The sequence below is a fragment of the Streptomyces sp. H27-D2 genome (genome assembly GCF_035828615.1).
In the GTDB taxonomy this organism is placed as follows: Bacteria; Actinomycetota; Actinomycetes; order Streptomycetales; family Streptomycetaceae; genus Streptomyces.
Genome location: NZ_JAYMZR010000118.1, coordinates 1 through 17784 on the forward strand (window position 1 = coordinate 1; position 17784 = coordinate 17784).

Genomic DNA, 17784 nt, shown 5'->3' on the forward strand with positions numbered 1-17784 from the left:
GGTGATCGGCTGCCCGTGTGGGGCCGGCTGCCGGCCGGTGCTCGTCGCTCATGGGCCCATGATCCCGCACCGCTCCCGGATCGGGCCCGAAGTACCCGTGCGGCGCGCATGTTCGAGCATGGGCCGATCGTTCGCCGACGTTCAGCGACGGCCGCTGTCAATTCCCGGCAGCTTCCGTAATGCGCCCCCGGCACGTGCCCCTGTGAGGACTAGCGTCCTTGAGTCATGGGACACCTGAACCAGGCATCGCGGCACGCCCCGAGCCCATCGACGGCAGCACGCACCGCAGCGGAACGCCACAGATGAGCGAGCGGCGCGCGCCGTCCGGCGCGCCACCCCCCGGGGCCAGGGCTACGCGATACGTCTTCCCCCGTGCGGCCGGCCCCGGGTTCCCGCACGCCCCGCTCCTTCTCCTCCTCGGCTCGATGTGTGCACACCGGCTCCGAACCGGCGCCGTCTGAAGCCGAACCGTCGGCCCGGACGACCACCCCGAGCGCCCGGATCACTCACCGGAGCGCAGTCCTGGAACGAGGAGGCCATGCGAGGACCACGCACCACACCGGGTACGCGCGCCGGCGGCGGGCTGCCGGTCGCGCCCCCGGCGCGCGGCCGTCGCGCGCACGCCGGGCGGGCCGCGACCGAGGACGGCAGCCCCGGCGACGCGATAGCCGGCCCGGTTTTCGGCGGCAGCGGCGGCGGGAGCCACGCCGCTCCGTACGGGCGGGACACTGACCCGTACGGACGGGCCGAGGCCCCGTACGCACCGGATGACGCCCGGCACGGGCGGGCGGAGCGCAACGGACGGGAGGGGGCCTCCGCGGTCCGAGCGGCCCCCTCCTGGTGGCGGCCGCGCTCCGGGACGGTCCGCGCGAAAATCGTCTGTCTCCTGCTGATCCCCGTCCTCTCACTCCTTGTGCTCTGGACCTTCGCCGCCGTCGGCACGGCCCAGGACGTGGCGCGGTTGCGGCAGGCGCAGCGCGTCGAGGCCGAGATCCGTACGCCCGTCGCCACCTCGCTCAACGAGCTGCAACAGGAGCGGACGGCCGCCGCCCGCTACCTCGCCGCGCCCACCCCGACCCGCCGCGCCGAACTGGACCGCCAGGGCCGTACGACCGACCGCGCCGCCGCCCGGCTGCGCAGCGGCCCGCGGCGCACCGTCGCCGACGCGGCGGACCTGCCTGCCGCGGTGACCGGCCGCCTGGAGACATACGTCGGACAGCTGGCCCGGCTCAAGAAGCTCCGCTCGCGCATCACGGAGCGCGGCGCGAACTGGGGCGAGGTGTACCGGCGTTACACCGTAGCCGCCGATTCCGCCTTCGGCGTCGGGGGTGCGCTCAGCGGCGTCCCGGAGGCGTCGGCCGGCTCCGGAGGGCGTGTACTGCTGGAGTTCTCCAGGGCCCGCGAGCTGCTGGCCAGGGAGCACGCGCTGCTCTCCGCGGCTCAACTGACCGGCTCGCTCGAAGGAGACCGGCTCCGCGGGTTCGCCGGCGCGGTCGAAGCCCGCCGCGTACTGGAGCCGGCCGCCGCCAAGGATCTGCGGGCGGCCGACCGGGCCCGGTGGCGCACGGTGCGGAGCGGGGGCGCGTACGAGGAGCTGCGCGCCCTGGAGGACGAAGTGCTGGCCGGCAGCGCCAAGGACAACGTCGCCGACGCCGCGCCCCCCGACTCCTGGGGGCGCGCGTACGACTCTGTGCAGCGCGCGCTGGGCGGCGTCGAATCAGCCGCGCGCACAGCGGGGGCGCGGCACACCGATCCGTACGCCGGGGGCGTGCTCACCCCGTCCGGGGCCGCTGTCGCCTTCGGGCTCGCCGCCTTGGTCGCCTCCCTGCTGATCTCGGTCCGGATCGGCCGCGGACTCGTCGCCGAACTCGTCGGCCTGCGCGACGGCGCACTCGACATCGCACGCCGCAAACTGCCCGGCGCCACCCGGCGGTTGCGCGCCGGCGAGAGCCTCGACGTCAACGCCGAGGCACCGCCAGGCGACCCGGCCGACGATGAGATCGCCCAGGTCCGCGACGCGCTCGGCACGGTCCACCGGGCCGCGCTGCGCGCCGCCGTGGAGCGCGCGGAGCTCGCCGACGGCGTCTCCGGGGACTTCGTCAACCTCGCCCGGCGCAGCCAGGTGCTCGTCCACCGGCAGCTCGCCCTTCTCGACAGCATGGAGCGGCGGGCCGACGACCCCGGTGAGCTGGGCGACCTCTTCCGGCTGGACCATCTCACCACCCGGATGCGGCGGCACGCCGAGAGCCTCATCATCCTGTCCGGCGCCGCGCCCGGCCGCGCCTGGCGGATGCCCGTCACCCTGATGAACCTGGTGCGCTCGGCGGTGTCCGAGGTGGAGGACTACGCCCGGGTGGAGGTCGGGCGGCTGCCGAAGGCCGCACTGGACGGAAGCGCTGTCGCGGACCTCGTCCATCTGCTCGCCGAACTGATCGAGAACGCCGCCCAGTTCTCGCCGCCGCACACCAAGGTGCGGATCTCCGGCGAGGAGGTGGGCAGCGGGCTCGCCCTGGAGATCGAGGACCGCGGCCTGGGCATGGGCGCGGAGGCGCTGTTCGAGGCCAACCGGCGGATCCGCCGGGCAGATCCGGTCGACCTCTTCGACAGCGACCGGCTCGGCCTCTTCGCGGTGAGCCGGCTGGCCGCACGGCAGGGCGCGCGGGTCGTGCTGCGGACCTCCCCGTACGGCGGCACCACGGCGGTCGTCCTGTTGCCGAGTTCCCTCGTGAACGTGGCCGAACCGACGGGTGACGGGGGCGGCATGCCGCCGAAACGGATGCCGGGAATGAACGGGGCGACAGGAGGGAGCGAGGGGATCGGCGTGACAGGCAGGGAGAACGGAGGTGTCGTCGGCGGGAAGCCGAACAACAACGTGCCGACGCCGGTGGATACCGAGGAACCGGCCGAACTGCCGCGCAGGGTGCGGCAGACCCACCTCGCTCCGCAACTGCGGGAGATCTCCCCGCAGCCGGGAAACGATGACGCCGAGCGGACGCCTGAGCGGGTCCGGGAGCGGATGACGGCTTATCGGGACGGCTGGGCCCGCGGTGCGGAGGCGGCTCCGTACAAGGCGCGTGCCGCCGATTCCGGCGGGGGCGCGGGGAGCGGCGCGGCGGACGGCGCCGGCGACGGTGAGGTCGTGGCGGATGCGGCAGCCGACGACGCGAGCACGCAAGCCCGCAGCCCCGAGGACACCAGCGACAGCGAGAACACCGAACGCACCGAAGGCAGCGAAGGCAGCGAAGGCAGCGAAGACTCAGCGGACACGGACGAACCACGAAAGGAAGGCGACGAAGGATGAGCGAGCCCTGGTCACCACGGTCACTCAAGACCGCGCCCCCCGGTGAACTCGATTGGCTGCTGGACGATTTGGTGGCCCGGGTGCGCGGGCTGCGGCACGCTGTCGTGCTGTCCAACGACGGGCTGGTGGTCGGCGCGTCCGACGCGCTGACGCGCGAGGACGCCGAGCATCTGGCGGCGGTCGCCTCCGGCTTCCACAGCCTGGCGAAGGGCGCGGGCCGGCACTTTCGCGCCGGGGGCGTGCGGCAGACGATGGTGGAGATGGACGTCGGCATACTGATCATCGCGGCGGCGGGGGACGGCGCGTGCCTGGCCGTGCTGAGCTCGTCCGCCGGTGACGTCGGCATGATCGCGTACGAGATGGCCCGGCTGGTGACCCGGGTCGGCGAGCATCTGGCCGCTCCACCGCGCTTGCGCGATCAGCCTCCGGCCTCCGGCTGACGTGGCCGGACACGCGCACGAGTCCCGCCCGTCCGACGACGCCCGCCCACGCGACTCCGGCCCGTACGAGGCCCGTTGGTACGACGCGGAGGCCGGCCCGCTGGTCCGCCCGTACGCGATGACCGGCGGCCGGACCCGGCCGCGGCCCGGCGACGCGCACTTCGATCTCGTCGCGTCGGTCGCGGTGCGGCAGAGCGAGCTGGGCGGCGGCGAGGAGTCGAAACTGGGCCCCGAGCACCGCTCGTTGCTGTCCTTGTGCGGGACGGGGAGGCGGTCCGTCGCGGAACTCGCGTCCGGCACGGACCTGCCGCTGGGAGTGGTGCGGGTGCTGCTCGGCGACCTGCTGGGACTGGGGTACGTCCGGGTCGCCAGGCCCGTACCGCCCGCCGAACTGGCTCATGACCAGATCTTGAGAGAAGTGATCGATGGACTCCGTGAACTCTGATCCGTCTGATCCGGTGGAAGGCGAACCGTTGAGCGATCCCGCGGACGGCGACCCCACCGAGGCCGACGCCGAGCTGGCGTTGAAGATTCTCGTCGCGGGCGGCTTCGGGGCGGGCAAGACCACCTTTGTCGGCGCGGTCAGCGAGATCCGCCCGCTGCGCACCGAGGAACTGCTCAGCGAGGCCGGGCGGGAGGTGGACGACACCTCGGAGGTGGACGGCAAGGCCACCACGACCGTCGCGATGGATTTCGGCCGGATCACCATCAGGTCGGGCCTGTCGCTCTACCTGTTCGGCACGCCGGGCCAGGACCGCTTCTGGTTCCTGTGGGACGAGCTCGCGCAAGGCACCCTGGGCGCCCTCGTACTCGCGGACACCCGCAGGCTCCAGGACTGCTTCCCCGCGGTCGACTTCTTCGAGCACCGGGGCATTCCCTTTCTGGTGGCCGTGAACTGCTTCGCCGGTTCACGGCCGTACGGCGCGCACGAGGTGTCGCGCGCCCTCGATCTGGACCGCGGCACGCCGGTGGTGCTGTGCGACGCCCGCGACCGGGACTCCGGAAAGGAAGCGCTGGTCAGACTGGTCGAGTACGCGGGCCGGATGCACACAGCGCGGCTGCTCGCCCCGGACGGCTAGCGGGGTGGCCGCGGCAGCCGGCGCGTGGTCGCGAGCCGGTCCGTGGCCGCAGGCGTTCAGCCGGCTTGCAGCGCCCGCAGGTGGTGCCGGAGTGCCTGGAGGGCCGCTTCCGGTGTGACGTGGGCCGGCTGCAGGATCAGTTGCAGCGTCAGCCCGTCGAGCAGGGCGTGCAGCCGTAGCGTCTCCACCTCGACGTCGAGACCGGCCGACAGGCCGCCGGAGCGCGCCCAGCGATGGTGAGCTGCGCGGCCTCGCCGTCCGGCCGCCCCCGTCCGGCCGGCTCTGCTCGGCCGGCTCCGCGCCGCGCGGTCAGTCGGCGATGTCGGCGAGGGCGACGACCTTGTCGACGCTGACCCTGACGAGCGCCTCGCCGGGCACGGCGTTGCGGGCGCCGTACTGCTCGGCGGCTTCGTCCCCCACGTACCGCGCCGCGATACGGGTCGCCCAGGAGCGGAGGTCGTCGAGGTCGTCGCTCAGCTCGGCGCGGCCCTGGATCACCACGAAGCTGAACGGCGGCCGGTCGTCGTCGACGCAGATCGCCACCCGGCCGTCGCGTGCGATGTTGCGCCCCTTCACGGTGTCGTAGCCGGTGGTGAACACCAGGTCGTCGCCGTCGAGGAGAAACCACACGGGGGCGACGTGCGGACTGCCATCGGCCTTGACAGTCGACAGCTTCCCGGTTCGGGTCCCTGCCGAGATGAACGCCTGCCACTGATCTTCGGTCATCTTCTGTGCCATGTCCCCATCATGTGCCAAGGCCATTCCGGTACCGCGACGGCTGGCTGGACGGCTTGCCGGGAAGGCGGCGGTGGGCCAGGCTGGCACGGCACTTGCGTGGGCGGCGCCATAGGGGCGGCGCGGGGGAAAGGGGGCTGGTGCGGCATGGCACTGAGCAATGGGCTCGACTGGTTGTTGGACGATCTGACCAAGCGGATCGAGTACATCCGGCACGCGCTCGTACTGTCGAACGACGGCTTGGTGACGGGGGCGAGTTCCGACCTGGAGCGCGAGGACGCGGAGCATCTGGCCGCGGTGGCATCCGGTCTGCACAGTCTCGCGAAGGGGTCCGGGCTGCACTTCCGGGCGGGCCGGGTACGGCAGACCATGATCGAGTTCGATGACGGGGTGCTCTTCGTGACGGCCGCGGGCGAAGGCAGCTGTCTGTGCGTGCTCGCCACCGCGGACGCCGACGTGGGCCAGGTCGCGTATGAGATGACCCTTCTGGTCAACCGCGTCGGTGAGCATCTGAGCGTCGCGGCCCGGCAGCCCGAAAGTTATCCACAGGTCTGACGGGGTGTCCCCTTCTCCCGCTACGGTCGTCACCGAGAGTGATTGGACCTGAAGCGGGGGAGGCTGTCATGACGGTTCAGGAACGACAGGTCGGGCGGGGCGCCGGGGAGACGCTCGCACTCGGCAGGGCGGCGGAGCGACTCGGCCTGAAAACGAAGGACTTCGAGCTCGCCGTACAGCTCGGCGAAGTGCGCACGGTGGCCGTCGGGGATTCCGGGCGGCGGCGGGTGGCGTGCGAGGAAGTGGAGCGGCTGCGTCGCGCCGAGGGCTTCCCCGAGACGCTGAGGTCGCGACTGTGGGTGGTCGGCACCGCGGAGGGAGCCGAGCTGATGGGGATCAGCCCGGGGCGCTTCACCCGGCTCGCCCGCGGTGGCTGCTTCAACCCCGTGCGTTTCTACGTCAACCAGTACCTCGCCGTCGTCTGGCTCTATCTCGCGGCGGACCTGGTGGAGTTCGCGGACCGGGAGCCGGACCTGCTGCACGGCCGGCTGCCCGCGGGGCTGCGCTCGATGCTCGACTGCGGCGACGACTGGCGGCCGCGCCACTGGCGGGGCCGTCGGGCGGGGCAGCTGATGAGCCGCACCGAGGACCCCTGGGAGCGCGCCGCCGTACCGGCCGCGCTGCTGGACGCGGACGAACTGGCCGAGGTCGTGGACGACCCCTACGAGCAGGCGTATCTGCGGCGGTTGCGGCCCGAGCTGACGTCCTCGCGCGGCAACGCGGTGGCGTCCCGCGAGGTCATCGACCGGGTGCTCAAGGCGGACGAGCCGGACGAGGTCCTCTGGTACCGGCTCAGTCTCGCCCTGAGCCTGGACGAGGCCCGCGAAGCCCGCTCCGCGCCCCGGCCCGCGCTCCAGCCGCGCACGAGCGTGGACGCGGCGACGGCGGAGCGCGCCGGGACGGACCGCACCGACGAACGGGCCGGTACGGACCCCCCTGTCCGCCCCGACGGGGCAGGGCGGCGGCGGACGTTGCGCGACTGGCTGCACCGCCGCGGTGGACGGGCGGGCGCAGGCGCTTGAACAGCATCGCGCAGACGGGCCGGACCGAGCGGGGCCGACGGGCGGACTCAGGTGCCCGGCTTGCGGCCGTAGACCTGGACGTCGTCGCCGTTCTTGAGCATCGACCAGTACTTCTTGGCGTCGCCCGAGCGCATGTTCACGCAGCCGTGCGAGCCGGGGGGCGACCAGACGCTGCCGGTGATGGAGTGGAATGCCTGGCCGCGGTCGAAGAACTGGGAGTACGGCATCCGCACGTTGTAGAGCGTCGACCAGTGGTTGATGTGGCGCATGTAGATCTTCTTGGCGCCGCCGCGGGTCTCGTAGCCGTTGCGGCCGCTGCGGATCGGAACGGGGCCGAATTTGAGGGTGGCGCCGTCCTGGATCCAGCTCAGCTGGCGGGTGAGGTCGACGCAGGCGATCCGGCCCTTGTTGACGGGGCACTTCCCGGCCGCGTTGGGACGGTTGCCCGCCGCCTTCTGCTTGTTGATCAAGTCCATGACGCCCCAGGTCACGGACCCCGCGTAGCCGATGTTCGGGCTGATGCCGTGGCTGGTCTGGAAGGCGCGTATCGCCTTGCAGTCCGTGGTCGACTGGCGGCCGTCCACCGGTCGGCCGAGGAACTTCTCGACCTTCTTCTGGTACGGGCCGGTCGTGGTCGTGCAGGAGGAGGACGCCGCCTGCGCGGTGCCGCTGGTCAGGGCCACGGTCAGCGGGACGGTGAGCCCGATGAGGCCGAGCAACACGCCCAGGCGTTGCTTGGCGGCGATGTACGAGCTCTTGTGGGAGGTGGTGCGAGCGCTGGTTCTCGGTCTGACTCTCATACCCGGTACGACGATCCGCCGGGTTCGCTGGTTGCCCGGTCGTATGTCCCGACTATGTAGCAGAGGTGGCGGGACGGAATGTCGTTGCATCCGTGTCCCGCTCGGGAGAGAGTGGGCGCACGCCGAGGGGCGTAGCTCAGTTGGCCAGAGCGCTGGTCTCCAAAACCAGATGTCGCAGGTTCGATTCCTGCCGCCCCTGCCCAGCCCCATCTCTGCCCGGTCCCACCTGTGCCCTGCGTTCGATCCAGTTCCGCCCGCGCTCACAGTGGCCGGAAGAGCCCCTCCTGCATCACGGAGACCAGCAGCCGGCCCGTGCGGTCGTAGATCTGGCCGCGTGCCAGACCCCGCCCGCCCGTCGCGATCGGCGACTCCTGCTGGTAGAGGAACCACTCGTCGGCGCGGAACGGCCGGTGGAACCACATCGCGTGGTCCAGTGACGCCATGTCGAAGCCGCGCGGGCCCCAGAGCGGCTCGATCGGGATGCGCACCGCGTCGAGCAGCGTCATGTCGCTGGCGTAGGTGAGAGCGCAGGTGTGCACGAGCGGGTCGTCGCCGAGCGGGCCGACCGCGCGCATCCAGACCGCGCTGCGCGGCTCGGCGTCCGCCAGCTCCTCGCGGGTCCAGCGCAGACGTTCGACGTACCGGATGTCGAAGGCCTGGCGGCGCTCCATCCGCTTCAGCGCGTCCGGGAGTTCCCCCAGGTGCTCGCGCATCTCGTCGGCCATCCGGGGCAGCGTCTCCGGCTCCGGCACCTTGGGCATCGGCAGCTGGTGTTCGAAGCCGGGCTCGGGCTGGTGGAAGGAGGCCGTCAGGTTGAAGATCGTCCGGCCCTTCTGGACGGCGACGACCCGCCGGGTGGTGAACGAGCGCCCATCCCGTACCCGCTCCACCTGGTACACGATCGGCAGGCCCGGAATGCCGGGCCGGATGAAGTACGCGTGCAGCGAGTGCACCGGGCGCTCGCCCTCCGTGGTGCGTCCGGCGGCGACCAGCGCCTGCCCCGCGACCTGCCCGCCGAACACCCGCTGAAGCGACTCGTCGGGGCTGCGACCGCGGAAGATGTCGAGCTCGATCCGTTCCAGGTCGAGCAGGTCGACCAGGCGGTCGGCGGGGTTGGTCATCGGTACTCCTCGTCTCGTGCGACAGCGGCGTCAGCCTAGAGCAGCGCATCCGGCGGGCTGTGTCACCCGGGCCGCCGGCGCGCGTCCGCCGGGCCGGGCGGCTCCGGCAGCCGGCGCGCCCGCCGGGCCGCGCCGCTCCGGCAGCCGCGCTCGTCGGAGCCGCCCCGGTCGGCTACCGCGCCGAGGGCTCCGGCAGACCCGGGCCGGCGCAGTGCACATCCCGGGGCGGGACCTCACCGCCCACCAGATAGGAACCCGCCGCGCCGTCCACGCACGCGTTGCCGCGGCTGGCGAAGACGCCGTGCGAATAGTCGTCGTGCAGGGTGACCAGACGCGAGCCGGGCAGCCGTCGGCGCAGCGCGTGCGCTCCGGCGATCGGGGTCACCGGGTCGTGCTCGGAGGCCACGAGCAGCACGGGGGGAGCGGCGGAGCCCAGCGCGGTGCGGTGCGCGGGCCGGTGCGCCCAGTACGCGCAGCTCCACGCCTCCATGCCGGTGACCACCGGCAGCGGGTCGAGCCGCAGCAGCCGGCGCAGCTGCGCGCTGACCCGTGGCGGCGTCGGGCCGGGGCCGTCCGCGCACTTCACGGCTCGGTTGGCGGCCTCGTACGTACGTGAGGCCTGGCCGGAGAAGGGTTCGGCGGGGCGCAGCGCGGTCACCGCACGGTGGTCGAGGTAGTCGCGGATGCCGTCGCCCAGGGCGGTCCAGCGCTCGGTCCGGCCGAGCGAGCGGTAGACGGCCCGGTCGAACTCGGCGGGGCCGAAGCCGTCCTCCGGCGCCGCGGCCAGGGCGCTCCTGGCGCGGGTGTAGGCGGCCCGTACCCGCTCGCGGTCGGCGCCGAGGCGGAAGCGGCCGGGGTGGGCGGCCAACCAGTCGAAGAGCGTGTCGCGTTGCCCGAGCAGCGCGGTGGCCTGCCGGAGGTCGAAGGCGTGCCAGCTCTCGGGGCCGACGACGCTGTCCAGCACCATCCGGTCCACCCGCCGCGGGTACAGCGCGGTGTACGCGGCGCCGAGATACGAGCCGTAACTGACCCCGAGATAGCTGATCCGCGGCTCGCCCAGAGCGGCCCGTACGGCGTCCATGTCGCGGGCGGTGTTCGTGGTGTTCAGGTGCGGCAGCGCGTCGCCGATGCCTTGCGCGCAGTCCTGGGCGGTGCGCTTCAGGGAGGCGTGCAGGGGGCGGAGAGGGGCTGGGAGACGGGCGGTCCCCGTGGGGGAGCGTGGGGCGGTGGTGCCGGGCGGCGGTATCGGGTCGGCGCCGGGCGTCTCGAACAGGCCGCCCATCGGCCCGCAGTCCGCCGGTGAGCTGCGGCCGGTGCCGCGCGGGTCGAAGCCGATGACGTCGTACGAACGCCGTACGGACGCGGGCAGTTTGGCCCGCTTGGTGGCGGCGTAGCCGAGGCCGGAACCTCCCGGTCCGCCCGGATTGACCAGCAGCACGCCGCGCCGTTCGGCCGCCGTGCCGGTGGCGGCGACGCGGGAGACGGCGAGGCGGAGGTGCGGGCCGTCGGGGCGGTCCCAGTCCAGCGGCACCCGGAGTGTGGCGCAGTCGATCCGGTCCGGTGCCGCCGGTGCGGGGACGTCGTCGGGGCAGTGGGTGAATTGCGGCGTTTCGGCCGTGGGTGCGGCATGCGCCGGGGGAGTCGGCGTGATCGAGGTCACCAGGGCGGCGGTGGCGCAGAACAGGGCGGCGTGGCGCGAACGGGCGCGCGAATCAAGGGGTTTCACGGATCTCACAGTTCGAGCGGGAGGGGCGGTCTGCATGACAATGAAAATGATTATCGATATCGTCTATCTCGGTCAACATCACGCCGCACCACGAGAAGGGACACCGTGGGACATTTGCTGATGATCGAGAGCTGGGTGGGATCGATGAGCCGGCTGTTGCCGAGCGCCATCGCCGAATCCGGTCACCGATTCACCTTCCTCACCCGGGATCTGCACCACTACCTGCGAGCCGCGCCGCCCGGGGAAGCGCACCCGCTGCTCGCCGCGCAGAACATCCTCACCGTCGACACCAACGACCTGCCGGCGCTGCTCGGCCGGGTCGAAGCGCTGCACAGCGCGCTGCGGTTCGACGGGGTGCTGTCGTCCTGCGACTACTACCTGCCGGCCGTGGCCCACGTCGCCCGCCATCTCGGCCTGCCGGGACCGGCCCCGGAAGCCGTCGAGGCCGCCTGCCGCAAGGACACGACCCGGCGGCTGCTCGAGGACGCCGGCCTGCCGGGGCCGCGCCACGCGGTGTGCGCCGACTGGCCGCAGACCGTCGAGGCGGCGTGCCGGATCGGCTTCCCGCTGGTGCTCAAGCCGGTCGACCTGTGCGCCGGGATGTACGTCAGGCAGGTCGCCGACACGGACCAACTGGGCGACGCCTACCGGGCGCTGGGCGGCTTCCCGGTCAACGCCCGAGGGCAGCTGCGCGCTCCCGTGGTGCTGCTGGAGGAACTGCTCGGCGGACCCGAGGTCAGCGTCGAGACCGTCTCCTACGACGGGCGCTGTCATGTCGTGGGCGTGACGGACAAGAGCGTGGCCGGTGCGCCGGCCTTCATCGAGACCGGGCACATGTTCCCGGCCGGACTGGGCGAGGCGCGGGAGCGCGCGGCGGCCGACACGGCCGTGGCGGCGATCGAGGCGCTCGGCCTCGACCAGGTCGTCACCCACACCGAGATCAAGCTGACCGACGCCGGACCGCGCGTCGTCGAGGTCAACGCCCGCCCGGCGGGCAACCGGATCGCCGAACTGGTCCGGCGCGTCAGCGGCGTCGACCTCGCGGCGGCGGCCGTCGAGGTCGCGCTCGGCCGAAAGCCCGACCTGACGCCCCTGGCGACCGGCGTCAGCAGCGCCGCGATCGGCTTCCTGCTGCCCGAGCGGACCGGCGAACTGGCTGGATTCGACGGAGCGGAGACGGTCCGGGCCGACCCGCACATCGTGGAACTGGACCTGGCACGGCCCGGCCGCGCGGTACGCCCGGCCGGCAGCAACAACGAATACCTGGGGCATGTCATGGCGCTCGAAACGGCCGGGAGCCAGGCGGAATCCGAGCCCGAGCCCAGGGCCGATTCCGGGTCCGAGCCCGAGCCCAGGGCCGATTCCGGGTCCGAGCGCGAGCCCAGGGCCGATTCCGGGTCCGAGCGCGAGCCCAGGGCCGATTCCGGGTCCGAGCCCGAGCCCAGGGCCGAGCCCGGAGCCGAGCCCGAGCCCGGAGCCGCTCCCGGCGTGTGGCCCCGAGCCGCCGCCGTCGACGACAACCCCGCCGCCGGCTCAGTGCCCGCGACCGGAGCCCGGCGGCACACCGCCGCCGCGCTCGCCGCGCTCCGCCCCCGCTACACCACGGACGGTGCCGCATGAGTGCCGTACGCGCCGAGCACACCGCCCGCACCGGCCCCGCCCGGTCCCTCGCGGACCTCACCCGGCAGGCGCTCGCCGGAGACTTCGGGCCCGACCCGGCCGACAGCCGGATCGCGCTCGCCTTCACCACCAGCCAGGCGGTACGCCACGACGGACGGGCCGGCGGCTACCGCAACGAGGTGCTGAGCCTGCGGCTGGCCGAGGCGGTCGGCTCGTGCGCCGTGGAGCCCGGCACGCTGCCCGGCTCGGCACTCGACGACTGCGTCGGCGCGGACATCGCCCGGCTCCTCGCCCACCCGCTGCCCGCGATCCGCGTCGCCGCGCTGGACGCCTATCTGACACACGTACTCCCGCACACGCCCGAGAACGGCGCCCGCCCGTTCCCGCTGCCCGCGGGAACCAGCCTGCACAAGTCCAGGGCCCGCGCCCGCGCGGTCGTCGGGCTGCTGCCCGCGGCGCCCGCCGTACGCCGGGTGCTGGTCGTCGGGGTCGTCAACTCGCTGCTGGAGCGGCTGCGTGAGCTGGGCATCGGCTATGTGCCCTGCGACCTCAAGGGCGGCAGCACCGAATGGGGCGAGCCGATCCGCGCCGACGCGCACGCCGAACTCGCCGGCTGCGACGCGATCCTCGCGTCCGGGATGACGCTCGGCAACGACACCTTCGAACCATTGCTGGAGCACGCCCGCGCCACCGGCAAGCCCTTCGTGCTCTTCGCCCAGACCGGCAGCGGAGTGCTGCCGCGCTTCCTCGGCGCCGGCGTCACGGCCGTGTCCGCCGAGCCGTACCCGTTCTTCTGGCTCGACGGCGGGCCCGGCATGCTGCAGCGCTACGGAGGCGCCCGATGACCCCGGTCGCCATCGCCATCGAGCAAGCCGCGCGGGACCGCGGCGCCGAGCCGGCGGGGCGCGCCGCGCGCTCCGGCGCGGCCGAACCGGCCGCGCCGACGGACCGTCAGGCACCGGCCGGCGCCGCCGCGGGCAGCGCCACCGTTCCCGTCATGGATCCCTTCACCGAACTCACCGCGGGTACGGCCGCCTCCGCCGCCGTGCTCCACCCCGCTCCCCCCGCCGCCGCGCCCGAGCTGCTGGCCCTGCTCGGCCGTACCCCGCTGGCCAGGATCGCCGCGCCGCTGCCGCACCCGCACCCCGGCTTCTGGGCCAAGCTCGAAGCGCTCGGCGCGGGCGGCATGAAGGCCCGCGCCGCCGTCTCCATGCTGCTCGGCGCGCGGGCGCGCGGCGAACTGCTGCCCGGCGCGCCCGTCGTGGAGTCCACCTCGGGCACCCTCGGCCTGGGCCTGGCCTTCGCCGGACAGGCGCTCGGCCACCCGGTCGTGCTCGTCGGCGACGCCGAACTCGAACCGTCGATGCGGGCCCTGCTGACGGCCCACGGCGCGCGCCTCGAACTCGTCGAGCGGCCCGCCCGCACCGGCGGCTGGCAGGCGGCCCGGATCGAGAGGCTGCACAGCGTGCTCGCCGAACTCCCCGACGCCTACTGGCCCGACCAGTACAACAACCCCGACAACAGCGCCGGATATGCCCCGATGGCCGCCGAGATCGGCGACGCGCTCGACCACCTCGACGTGCTGGTGTGCAGCGTGGGAACCGGCGGCCACAGCGCCGGACTCACCGGGCCGCTGCGCCGCCGCTGGCCGAACCTGCGGATCATCGGGGTGGACTCCATCGGCTCGACGATCTTCGGGCAGCCCGCCCGCACCCGCGTGATGCGCGGCCTCGGCAGCAGCATCCACCCGCGCAACGTCCACTACGAAGCCTTCGACGAAGTGCACTGGGTCGGTCCCGACGAAGCCGTCGACTCCTGCCGCAGGCTCGCCCGCGGCTGCTTCGTCACCGGCGGCTGGAGCACCGGGGCCGTCGCCCTGGTCTCCGCCTGGGCCGCCCGCACCCGCCCCGGCGACGTCGTCGCCACCGTCTTCCCCGACGGCCCGCACCGCTACCTCGGCACCGTCTTCGACGACGACTACTGCCACGCCCACGGCATCGGCGTCAGCGGCCCGCCCGCCGACCGCCCCGTAGAGATCCCGCATCCGCGCGCCGTCGAAGCCACCGGCTGGACCCGCTGCCGCACCGTCCTGGACCCGGCCGAGACCGTCCTGGACCCCGCCGGGCCCGAGGAGGGCTCCCGATGAAGCTCGCCGTCCACACCACCTCACTCGAACTGCGCGAACCGCTGCGCATCTCCCGGTCCGTCATGTCCCGCCGCGACGCGGTGTGGCTGCGGCTCGAACACGACGGCGCGCTCGGCCACGGGGAGGCCGTCAGCTCCGTCTACCTGGGCCTGAGCGCCGAACAAGCGGTGCGCTGCCTCTACGACCTCGCCCCGGCACTGGCCCGGCTCCCCGACCCGCAGGCGGCGCTGGCCGCCCAGCGCGAGGGCACCCTGCTGCCCGCCCGCACCCCGGCCGGGGTCGCCGCCGCCGTCGACGCCGCGCTGCTCGACCTCGTCGGGAAACGGGCCGGGAAGCCCGCGGGGCACCTGCTCGGCAACCCGTTCCCGGAAGCCGCCGCCGTCGCGACCGCCCGCACCATCGGCATCGTCGCCCCGGACCGCGCCGAACAGCAGGCGCGCACCCTCGCGCGGCGGGGCTTCACGGTGCTCAAGGTCAAAGCCGGGTCCGCCGATCCCGCCGAGGACCTGGACCGGGTCGCGGCGGTACGGGCCGGCGCCGGCCCGCGCAGCCGCGTCCTGCTCGACCCCAACGGGGCCTGGACCGTGGCGCGGGCGGAGGAACTGCTGCCGCGCTTCGCCGCGCTCGGCGTCGAGGCCGTGGAACAGCCCACCGCCGCCGGCGCCCCCGACGCCCTGGCCCGGCTCGCCGAACACTCCCCGCTGCCGATCATCGCGGACGAGGACGCCACCGGCTACGAGGACGCGATGCGCCTCGCGGGCCGGGTGCAGGGCGTCAACATCAAGCTCGCCAAGTGCGGCGGCGCGCAGCAGGCGCTGCGCATCTGCGACGCGCTCGAAGGCAGCGGCACCGACGTCATGCTCGGCTGCCTGACCGCGAGTTCGCTGGGCATCGCCCCCGCCGTGCACCTCGCGCACCGGGCGCGCTGGGTCGACCTCGACGGTCATCTGCTGCTGGCCCACGACCCCTGGACCGGAATCGGCGGCGCCGACGGCACCGTACGGGCTCCGGCCGGGCCCGGCCTCGGCGTCACCCGGGCCCCCGCCGCGCCCGGCGGCGGCGCCGCGAGCCCGCCATCCGCCCACGACCCGACCCGATACGAAGAGGCACCCGCGTGAACACCCTCCGAGCGATGCGCCGCTTCCCGCTCGCCGTACAACTCCTGTTGGTCAACCAACTCGGCGTCAACACCGGCTTCTACCTGCTCATTCCCTACCTCGCCACCCACCTAGGCGACGACCTGGGCATGTCCGCCGCCGCCGTCGGCATCGTGCTCGGCGTGCGCAACCTCAGCCAGCAGGGCCTGTTCATCATCGGCGGATCCGCCGCCGACCGGCTCGGGGCGCGCGGCGTCATCATCGCCGGGTGCGCGCTGCGCGCCGTCGGATTCGGGCTGTTCGCGCTCGGCGACGACCTCGCGGTGCTGCTCGGCGCCTCCGTGCTGAGCGGGCTCGCCGGAGCGCTGTTCAACCCGGCCGTCCGCGCCTACATCTCCGTCGAGTCGGGGGAGCGCAAGGCCGAGGCCTTCGCGCTGTTCAATGTGTTCGCCATGACCGGCGCGCTGATCGGCCCGCTGCTCGGCAGCGCGCTGCTGCTCGTCGACTTCCGGGCGTCCGCGCTCACCGCCGCCGCGATCTTCGCGGTGCTGACCGTCGCGCAGGCCCTCGTACTGCCGGCCCGCGAGGTGCCCAAGGCCCGGCGCGGTGTGCTCGGCGACTGGCGCGAGGTGCTGTCCAACCGCCGGTTCCTGGCCTTCTCGCTCGCCATGATCGGCATGTTCACCCTGGAGAACCAGCTCTACCTGCTGCTGCCGGCCGGCGCGCACGCCGCCACCGGCTGGGCGGGCGCGGCCAGCGCGGTCTTCGTCGTCGGCACCGTCGCCAACCTCACCCTGCAACTCCGGGTCACCGCGCGGCTCAAGGCGCGCGGCGACCGGGGCCGCTGGATCGCGGCCGGTTTGCTGCTGATGGCGCTCGGCTTCCTGCCGCCGATGCTCGTCACCGGCGGCGCGCCCGACGGTGGTGCGTGGCAGGCCGCGCTGCGGCTGCTGCCCGTGCTGGCCGGGGCGCTGCTGCTCTACATCGGCCTGATGGTCGCCCAGCCCTTCGTCATGGAACTGATCCCCGAGTTCGGCCGGCAGACGCTGACCGGGACCTACTTCGGCATCTTCTACGTCGTCTCCGGCATCGCGGCGGCCGTCGGCAACACGGCCGTCGGCTGGGCGATGGACGCGGGCGAGGCCGGCGGCAGGCCGTGGCTGCCGTGGCTCTGCTGCGTCGGCTTCGGACTGCTCTCGGTGGTGGGCGTCTGCCGGCTGCGGCGACTGCACGCGCTGCCCGAGCCGGGCGCGGCGGCGTTCGAGCCGGGCGGGGGATGCGAGCCGGCCGGGGCGTTCGAGCGCGCCGCCGAGCCCGAGTGTGAGCCCGCGGCCGTGGACCCCATGGCCGCCGTGGACCACGCCGAGCCCATATCCACCGTCCGGATGGGCGCGTCATGACCGGGAATCTGCTGACCGACAACCCTGAGCTGTACGAGGCGCGGTTCCCCGACCGGGAACGCCTCGCGGGCCGCTGGGCCGAGGACGTACTGCGCCGGCACGACGCCGGGCCACGCGTCCTCGACGCGGGCTGCGGCACCGGCCGCGACGCGCGGCACCTGCACGACCAGGGCCGGCAGGTCGTCGGGATCGACCTCGCCGAGCCGATGCTCGCGTACGGCCGCAGGCAGCATCCCGGTCCCGAGTACCGCACCGCGGACCTGCGCGGCTTCGCGCTGGACCGCACCTTCGACGCGGTGCTGTGCCTCGACAGCGCGCTGCTCTACTGCCATACCAACGACGAGCTGACCGGCTTCCTCGACAGTTGCCGCCGCCACCTGGCACCCGGCGGCCTGCTCGTGGCCGAACTGCGCAACGGCGCGTTCTTCCTGGGCGGCGGCGGCGCCCGGCTGCTCGACGAACCCCGGACCCGTTCGCTCACCCGGCACGGCACCACGTACACCTCCAGCACCACCCTGTACCTCGACCGGGACGCGCAACTGCTGCGCAGACGGCGGGTGTGGACCTCGGACGACGGCGGGCCGCCCGTCGAGCAGCACTCGGCCTGGCGGCTGCTCTTCCCGCAGGAGCTGCGGTACCTGCTCGCGGTCGCGGGCTTCGAGCTCCTGGAACTCCACGACGGTCCGGGGCCGCGGACCGAGCCGCCCTGGCGTCCCGACGGGCCCCGCCCGGACGGCGACGG

The 17784-nt window shown here is 73.6% G+C and carries 15 protein-coding genes, 1 tRNA gene and 2 pseudogenes; 13 read left to right on the forward strand and 5 right to left on the reverse strand.

Features of this window, described 5'->3' with window-relative positions; genetic code table 11:
- Positions 1-538 precede the first annotated feature (538 nt).
- The 4 genes from QMK28_RS29995 to QMK28_RS30010 are packed head-to-tail and all read left to right on the forward strand — an operon-like array spanning position 539 to position 4820.
- Positions 539-3301: a sensor histidine kinase gene (locus tag QMK28_RS29995; RefSeq protein WP_326442832.1), complete on the forward strand. Its 2763-nt coding sequence runs from the start codon at positions 539-541 to the stop codon at positions 3299-3301.
- The gene (locus QMK28_RS30000; RefSeq protein ID WP_326442833.1) at positions 3298-3741 is read left to right on the forward strand and encodes a roadblock/LC7 domain-containing protein; all 444 of its coding nucleotides are present in this window, start codon (positions 3298-3300) and stop codon (positions 3739-3741) included. Before QMK28_RS29995 ends, QMK28_RS30000 begins: the two co-directional genes overlap by 4 nt.
- 1 nt (position 3742) lies before the next feature.
- Positions 3743-4186 carry a DUF742 domain-containing protein gene (locus QMK28_RS30005; RefSeq protein ID WP_326442834.1) on the forward strand — a complete coding sequence of 148 codons (444 nt, stop codon included), beginning with the start codon at positions 3743-3745 and terminating at the stop codon, positions 4184-4186.
- Positions 4167-4820 carry a GTP-binding protein gene (locus QMK28_RS30010; protein WP_443050871.1) on the forward strand — a complete coding sequence of 218 codons (654 nt, stop codon included), beginning with the start codon at positions 4167-4169 and terminating at the stop codon, positions 4818-4820. Before QMK28_RS30005 ends, QMK28_RS30010 begins: the two co-directional genes overlap by 20 nt.
- Before the next feature lie 56 nt (positions 4821-4876).
- On the opposite strand, the pseudogene QMK28_RS30015 reads toward QMK28_RS30010, so the two are convergent.
- Together QMK28_RS30015 and QMK28_RS30020 are read right to left on the reverse strand one after the other, a co-directional pair.
- Positions 4877-5044: pseudogene (locus tag QMK28_RS30015) on the reverse strand (TetR family transcriptional regulator C-terminal domain-containing protein); the annotation flags it as partial.
- Between the two features lie 85 nt (positions 5045-5129).
- Positions 5130-5558 carry a PPOX class F420-dependent oxidoreductase gene (locus QMK28_RS30020; protein WP_326442836.1) on the reverse strand — a complete coding sequence of 143 codons (429 nt, stop codon included), beginning with the start codon at positions 5556-5558 and terminating at the stop codon, positions 5130-5132.
- 144 nt (positions 5559-5702) lie between these two features.
- Between QMK28_RS30020 and QMK28_RS30025 the strand changes: the two genes are divergently transcribed.
- Together QMK28_RS30025 and QMK28_RS30030 are read left to right on the forward strand one after the other, a co-directional pair.
- Positions 5703-6110, forward strand: coding sequence for a roadblock/LC7 domain-containing protein (locus QMK28_RS30025; protein WP_326442837.1), 408 nt, complete (start codon positions 5703-5705; stop codon positions 6108-6110).
- Between the two features lie 68 nt (positions 6111-6178).
- Positions 6179-7132, forward strand: a complete 954-nt coding sequence (locus tag QMK28_RS30030; protein ID WP_326442838.1) for a DUF6397 family protein — start codon at positions 6179-6181, stop codon at positions 7130-7132.
- 47 nt (positions 7133-7179) lie between these two features.
- Here the strand turns inward: QMK28_RS30030 and QMK28_RS30035 are convergent, their stop codons facing one another.
- Positions 7180-7932: a L,D-transpeptidase family protein gene (locus QMK28_RS30035; RefSeq protein ID WP_326442839.1), complete on the reverse strand. Its 753-nt coding sequence runs from the start codon at positions 7930-7932 to the stop codon at positions 7180-7182.
- 125 nt (positions 7933-8057) lie between these two features.
- Here QMK28_RS30035 and QMK28_RS30040 point away from each other — a divergent pair.
- Positions 8058-8131, forward strand: a tRNA-Trp gene (locus QMK28_RS30040).
- Between the two features lie 61 nt (positions 8132-8192).
- Here the strand turns inward: QMK28_RS30040 and tesB are convergent.
- Positions 8193-9053, reverse strand: a complete 861-nt coding sequence (tesB, locus tag QMK28_RS30045) for an acyl-CoA thioesterase II (RefSeq protein ID WP_326442840.1) — start codon at positions 9051-9053, stop codon at positions 8193-8195.
- Positions 9054-9225: 172 nt separating this feature from the next.
- A complete protein-coding gene (locus QMK28_RS30050) occupies positions 9226-10779 on the reverse strand; it encodes an alpha/beta fold hydrolase (protein WP_326442841.1) in 1554 nt (517 codons plus the stop codon).
- A 105-nt stretch (positions 10780-10884) separates the two neighbouring features.
- Here QMK28_RS30050 and QMK28_RS30055 point away from each other — a divergent pair.
- The 6 genes and pseudogenes from QMK28_RS30055 to QMK28_RS30080 all read left to right on the forward strand — a co-directional run.
- Positions 10885-12099, forward strand: a pseudogene (locus QMK28_RS30055) (ATP-grasp domain-containing protein); the annotation flags it as partial.
- A 296-nt stretch (positions 12100-12395) separates the two neighbouring features.
- Complete coding sequence (locus QMK28_RS30060; protein WP_326442842.1) at positions 12396-13244, forward strand: Rossmann-like domain-containing protein; 849 nt, start codon at positions 12396-12398, stop codon at positions 13242-13244.
- A gap of 152 nt (positions 13245-13396) precedes the next feature.
- Positions 13397-14545 carry a PLP-dependent cysteine synthase family protein gene (locus tag QMK28_RS30065; protein WP_443050872.1) on the forward strand — a complete coding sequence of 383 codons (1149 nt, stop codon included), beginning with the start codon at positions 13397-13399 and terminating at the stop codon, positions 14543-14545.
- Positions 14542-15663: an enolase C-terminal domain-like protein gene (locus tag QMK28_RS30070; RefSeq protein ID WP_326442844.1), complete on the forward strand. Its 1122-nt coding sequence runs from the start codon at positions 14542-14544 to the stop codon at positions 15661-15663. The genes QMK28_RS30065 and QMK28_RS30070 overlap by 4 nt, the downstream gene beginning before the upstream one ends.
- A 14-nt stretch (positions 15664-15677) precedes the next feature.
- A complete protein-coding gene (locus QMK28_RS30075) occupies positions 15678-17042 on the forward strand; it encodes an MFS transporter (RefSeq protein WP_326442846.1) in 1365 nt (454 codons plus the stop codon).
- A partial coding sequence (locus QMK28_RS30080) for a class I SAM-dependent methyltransferase (RefSeq protein ID WP_326442845.1) occupies positions 17039-17784 on the forward strand: 746 nt, incomplete at its 3' end. The genes QMK28_RS30075 and QMK28_RS30080, both read left to right, overlap by 4 nt.

Excerpts from the sequence above, each read along its gene's own strand:
- QMK28_RS29995 (WP_326442832.1), top strand. The coding sequence starts at position 539 with ATGCGAGGACCACGCACCACACCGGGTACGCGCGCCGGCGGCGGGCTG.
- QMK28_RS30000 (WP_326442833.1), top strand. The coding sequence starts at position 3,298 with ATGAGCGAGCCCTGGTCACCACGGTCACTCAAGACCGCGCCCCCCGGT.
- QMK28_RS30010 (WP_443050871.1), top strand. The coding sequence starts at position 4,167 with ATGGACTCCGTGAACTCTGATCCGTCTGATCCGGTGGAAGGCGAACCG.
- QMK28_RS30020 (WP_326442836.1), bottom strand. The coding sequence starts at position 5,558 with ATGGCACAGAAGATGACCGAAGATCAGTGGCAGGCGTTCATCTCGGCA.
- QMK28_RS30025 (WP_326442837.1), top strand. The coding sequence starts at position 5,703 with ATGGCACTGAGCAATGGGCTCGACTGGTTGTTGGACGATCTGACCAAG.
- QMK28_RS30030 (WP_326442838.1), top strand. The coding sequence starts at position 6,179 with ATGACGGTTCAGGAACGACAGGTCGGGCGGGGCGCCGGGGAGACGCTC.
- QMK28_RS30035 (WP_326442839.1), bottom strand. The coding sequence starts at position 7,932 with ATGAGAGTCAGACCGAGAACCAGCGCTCGCACCACCTCCCACAAGAGC.
- tesB (WP_326442840.1), bottom strand. The coding sequence starts at position 9,053 with ATGACCAACCCCGCCGACCGCCTGGTCGACCTGCTCGACCTGGAACGG.
- QMK28_RS30060 (WP_326442842.1), top strand. The coding sequence starts at position 12,396 with ATGAGTGCCGTACGCGCCGAGCACACCGCCCGCACCGGCCCCGCCCGG.
- QMK28_RS30065 (WP_443050872.1), top strand. The coding sequence starts at position 13,397 with ATGGATCCCTTCACCGAACTCACCGCGGGTACGGCCGCCTCCGCCGCC.
- QMK28_RS30070 (WP_326442844.1), top strand. The coding sequence starts at position 14,542 with ATGAAGCTCGCCGTCCACACCACCTCACTCGAACTGCGCGAACCGCTG.
- QMK28_RS30075 (WP_326442846.1), top strand. The coding sequence starts at position 15,678 with ATGCGCCGCTTCCCGCTCGCCGTACAACTCCTGTTGGTCAACCAACTC.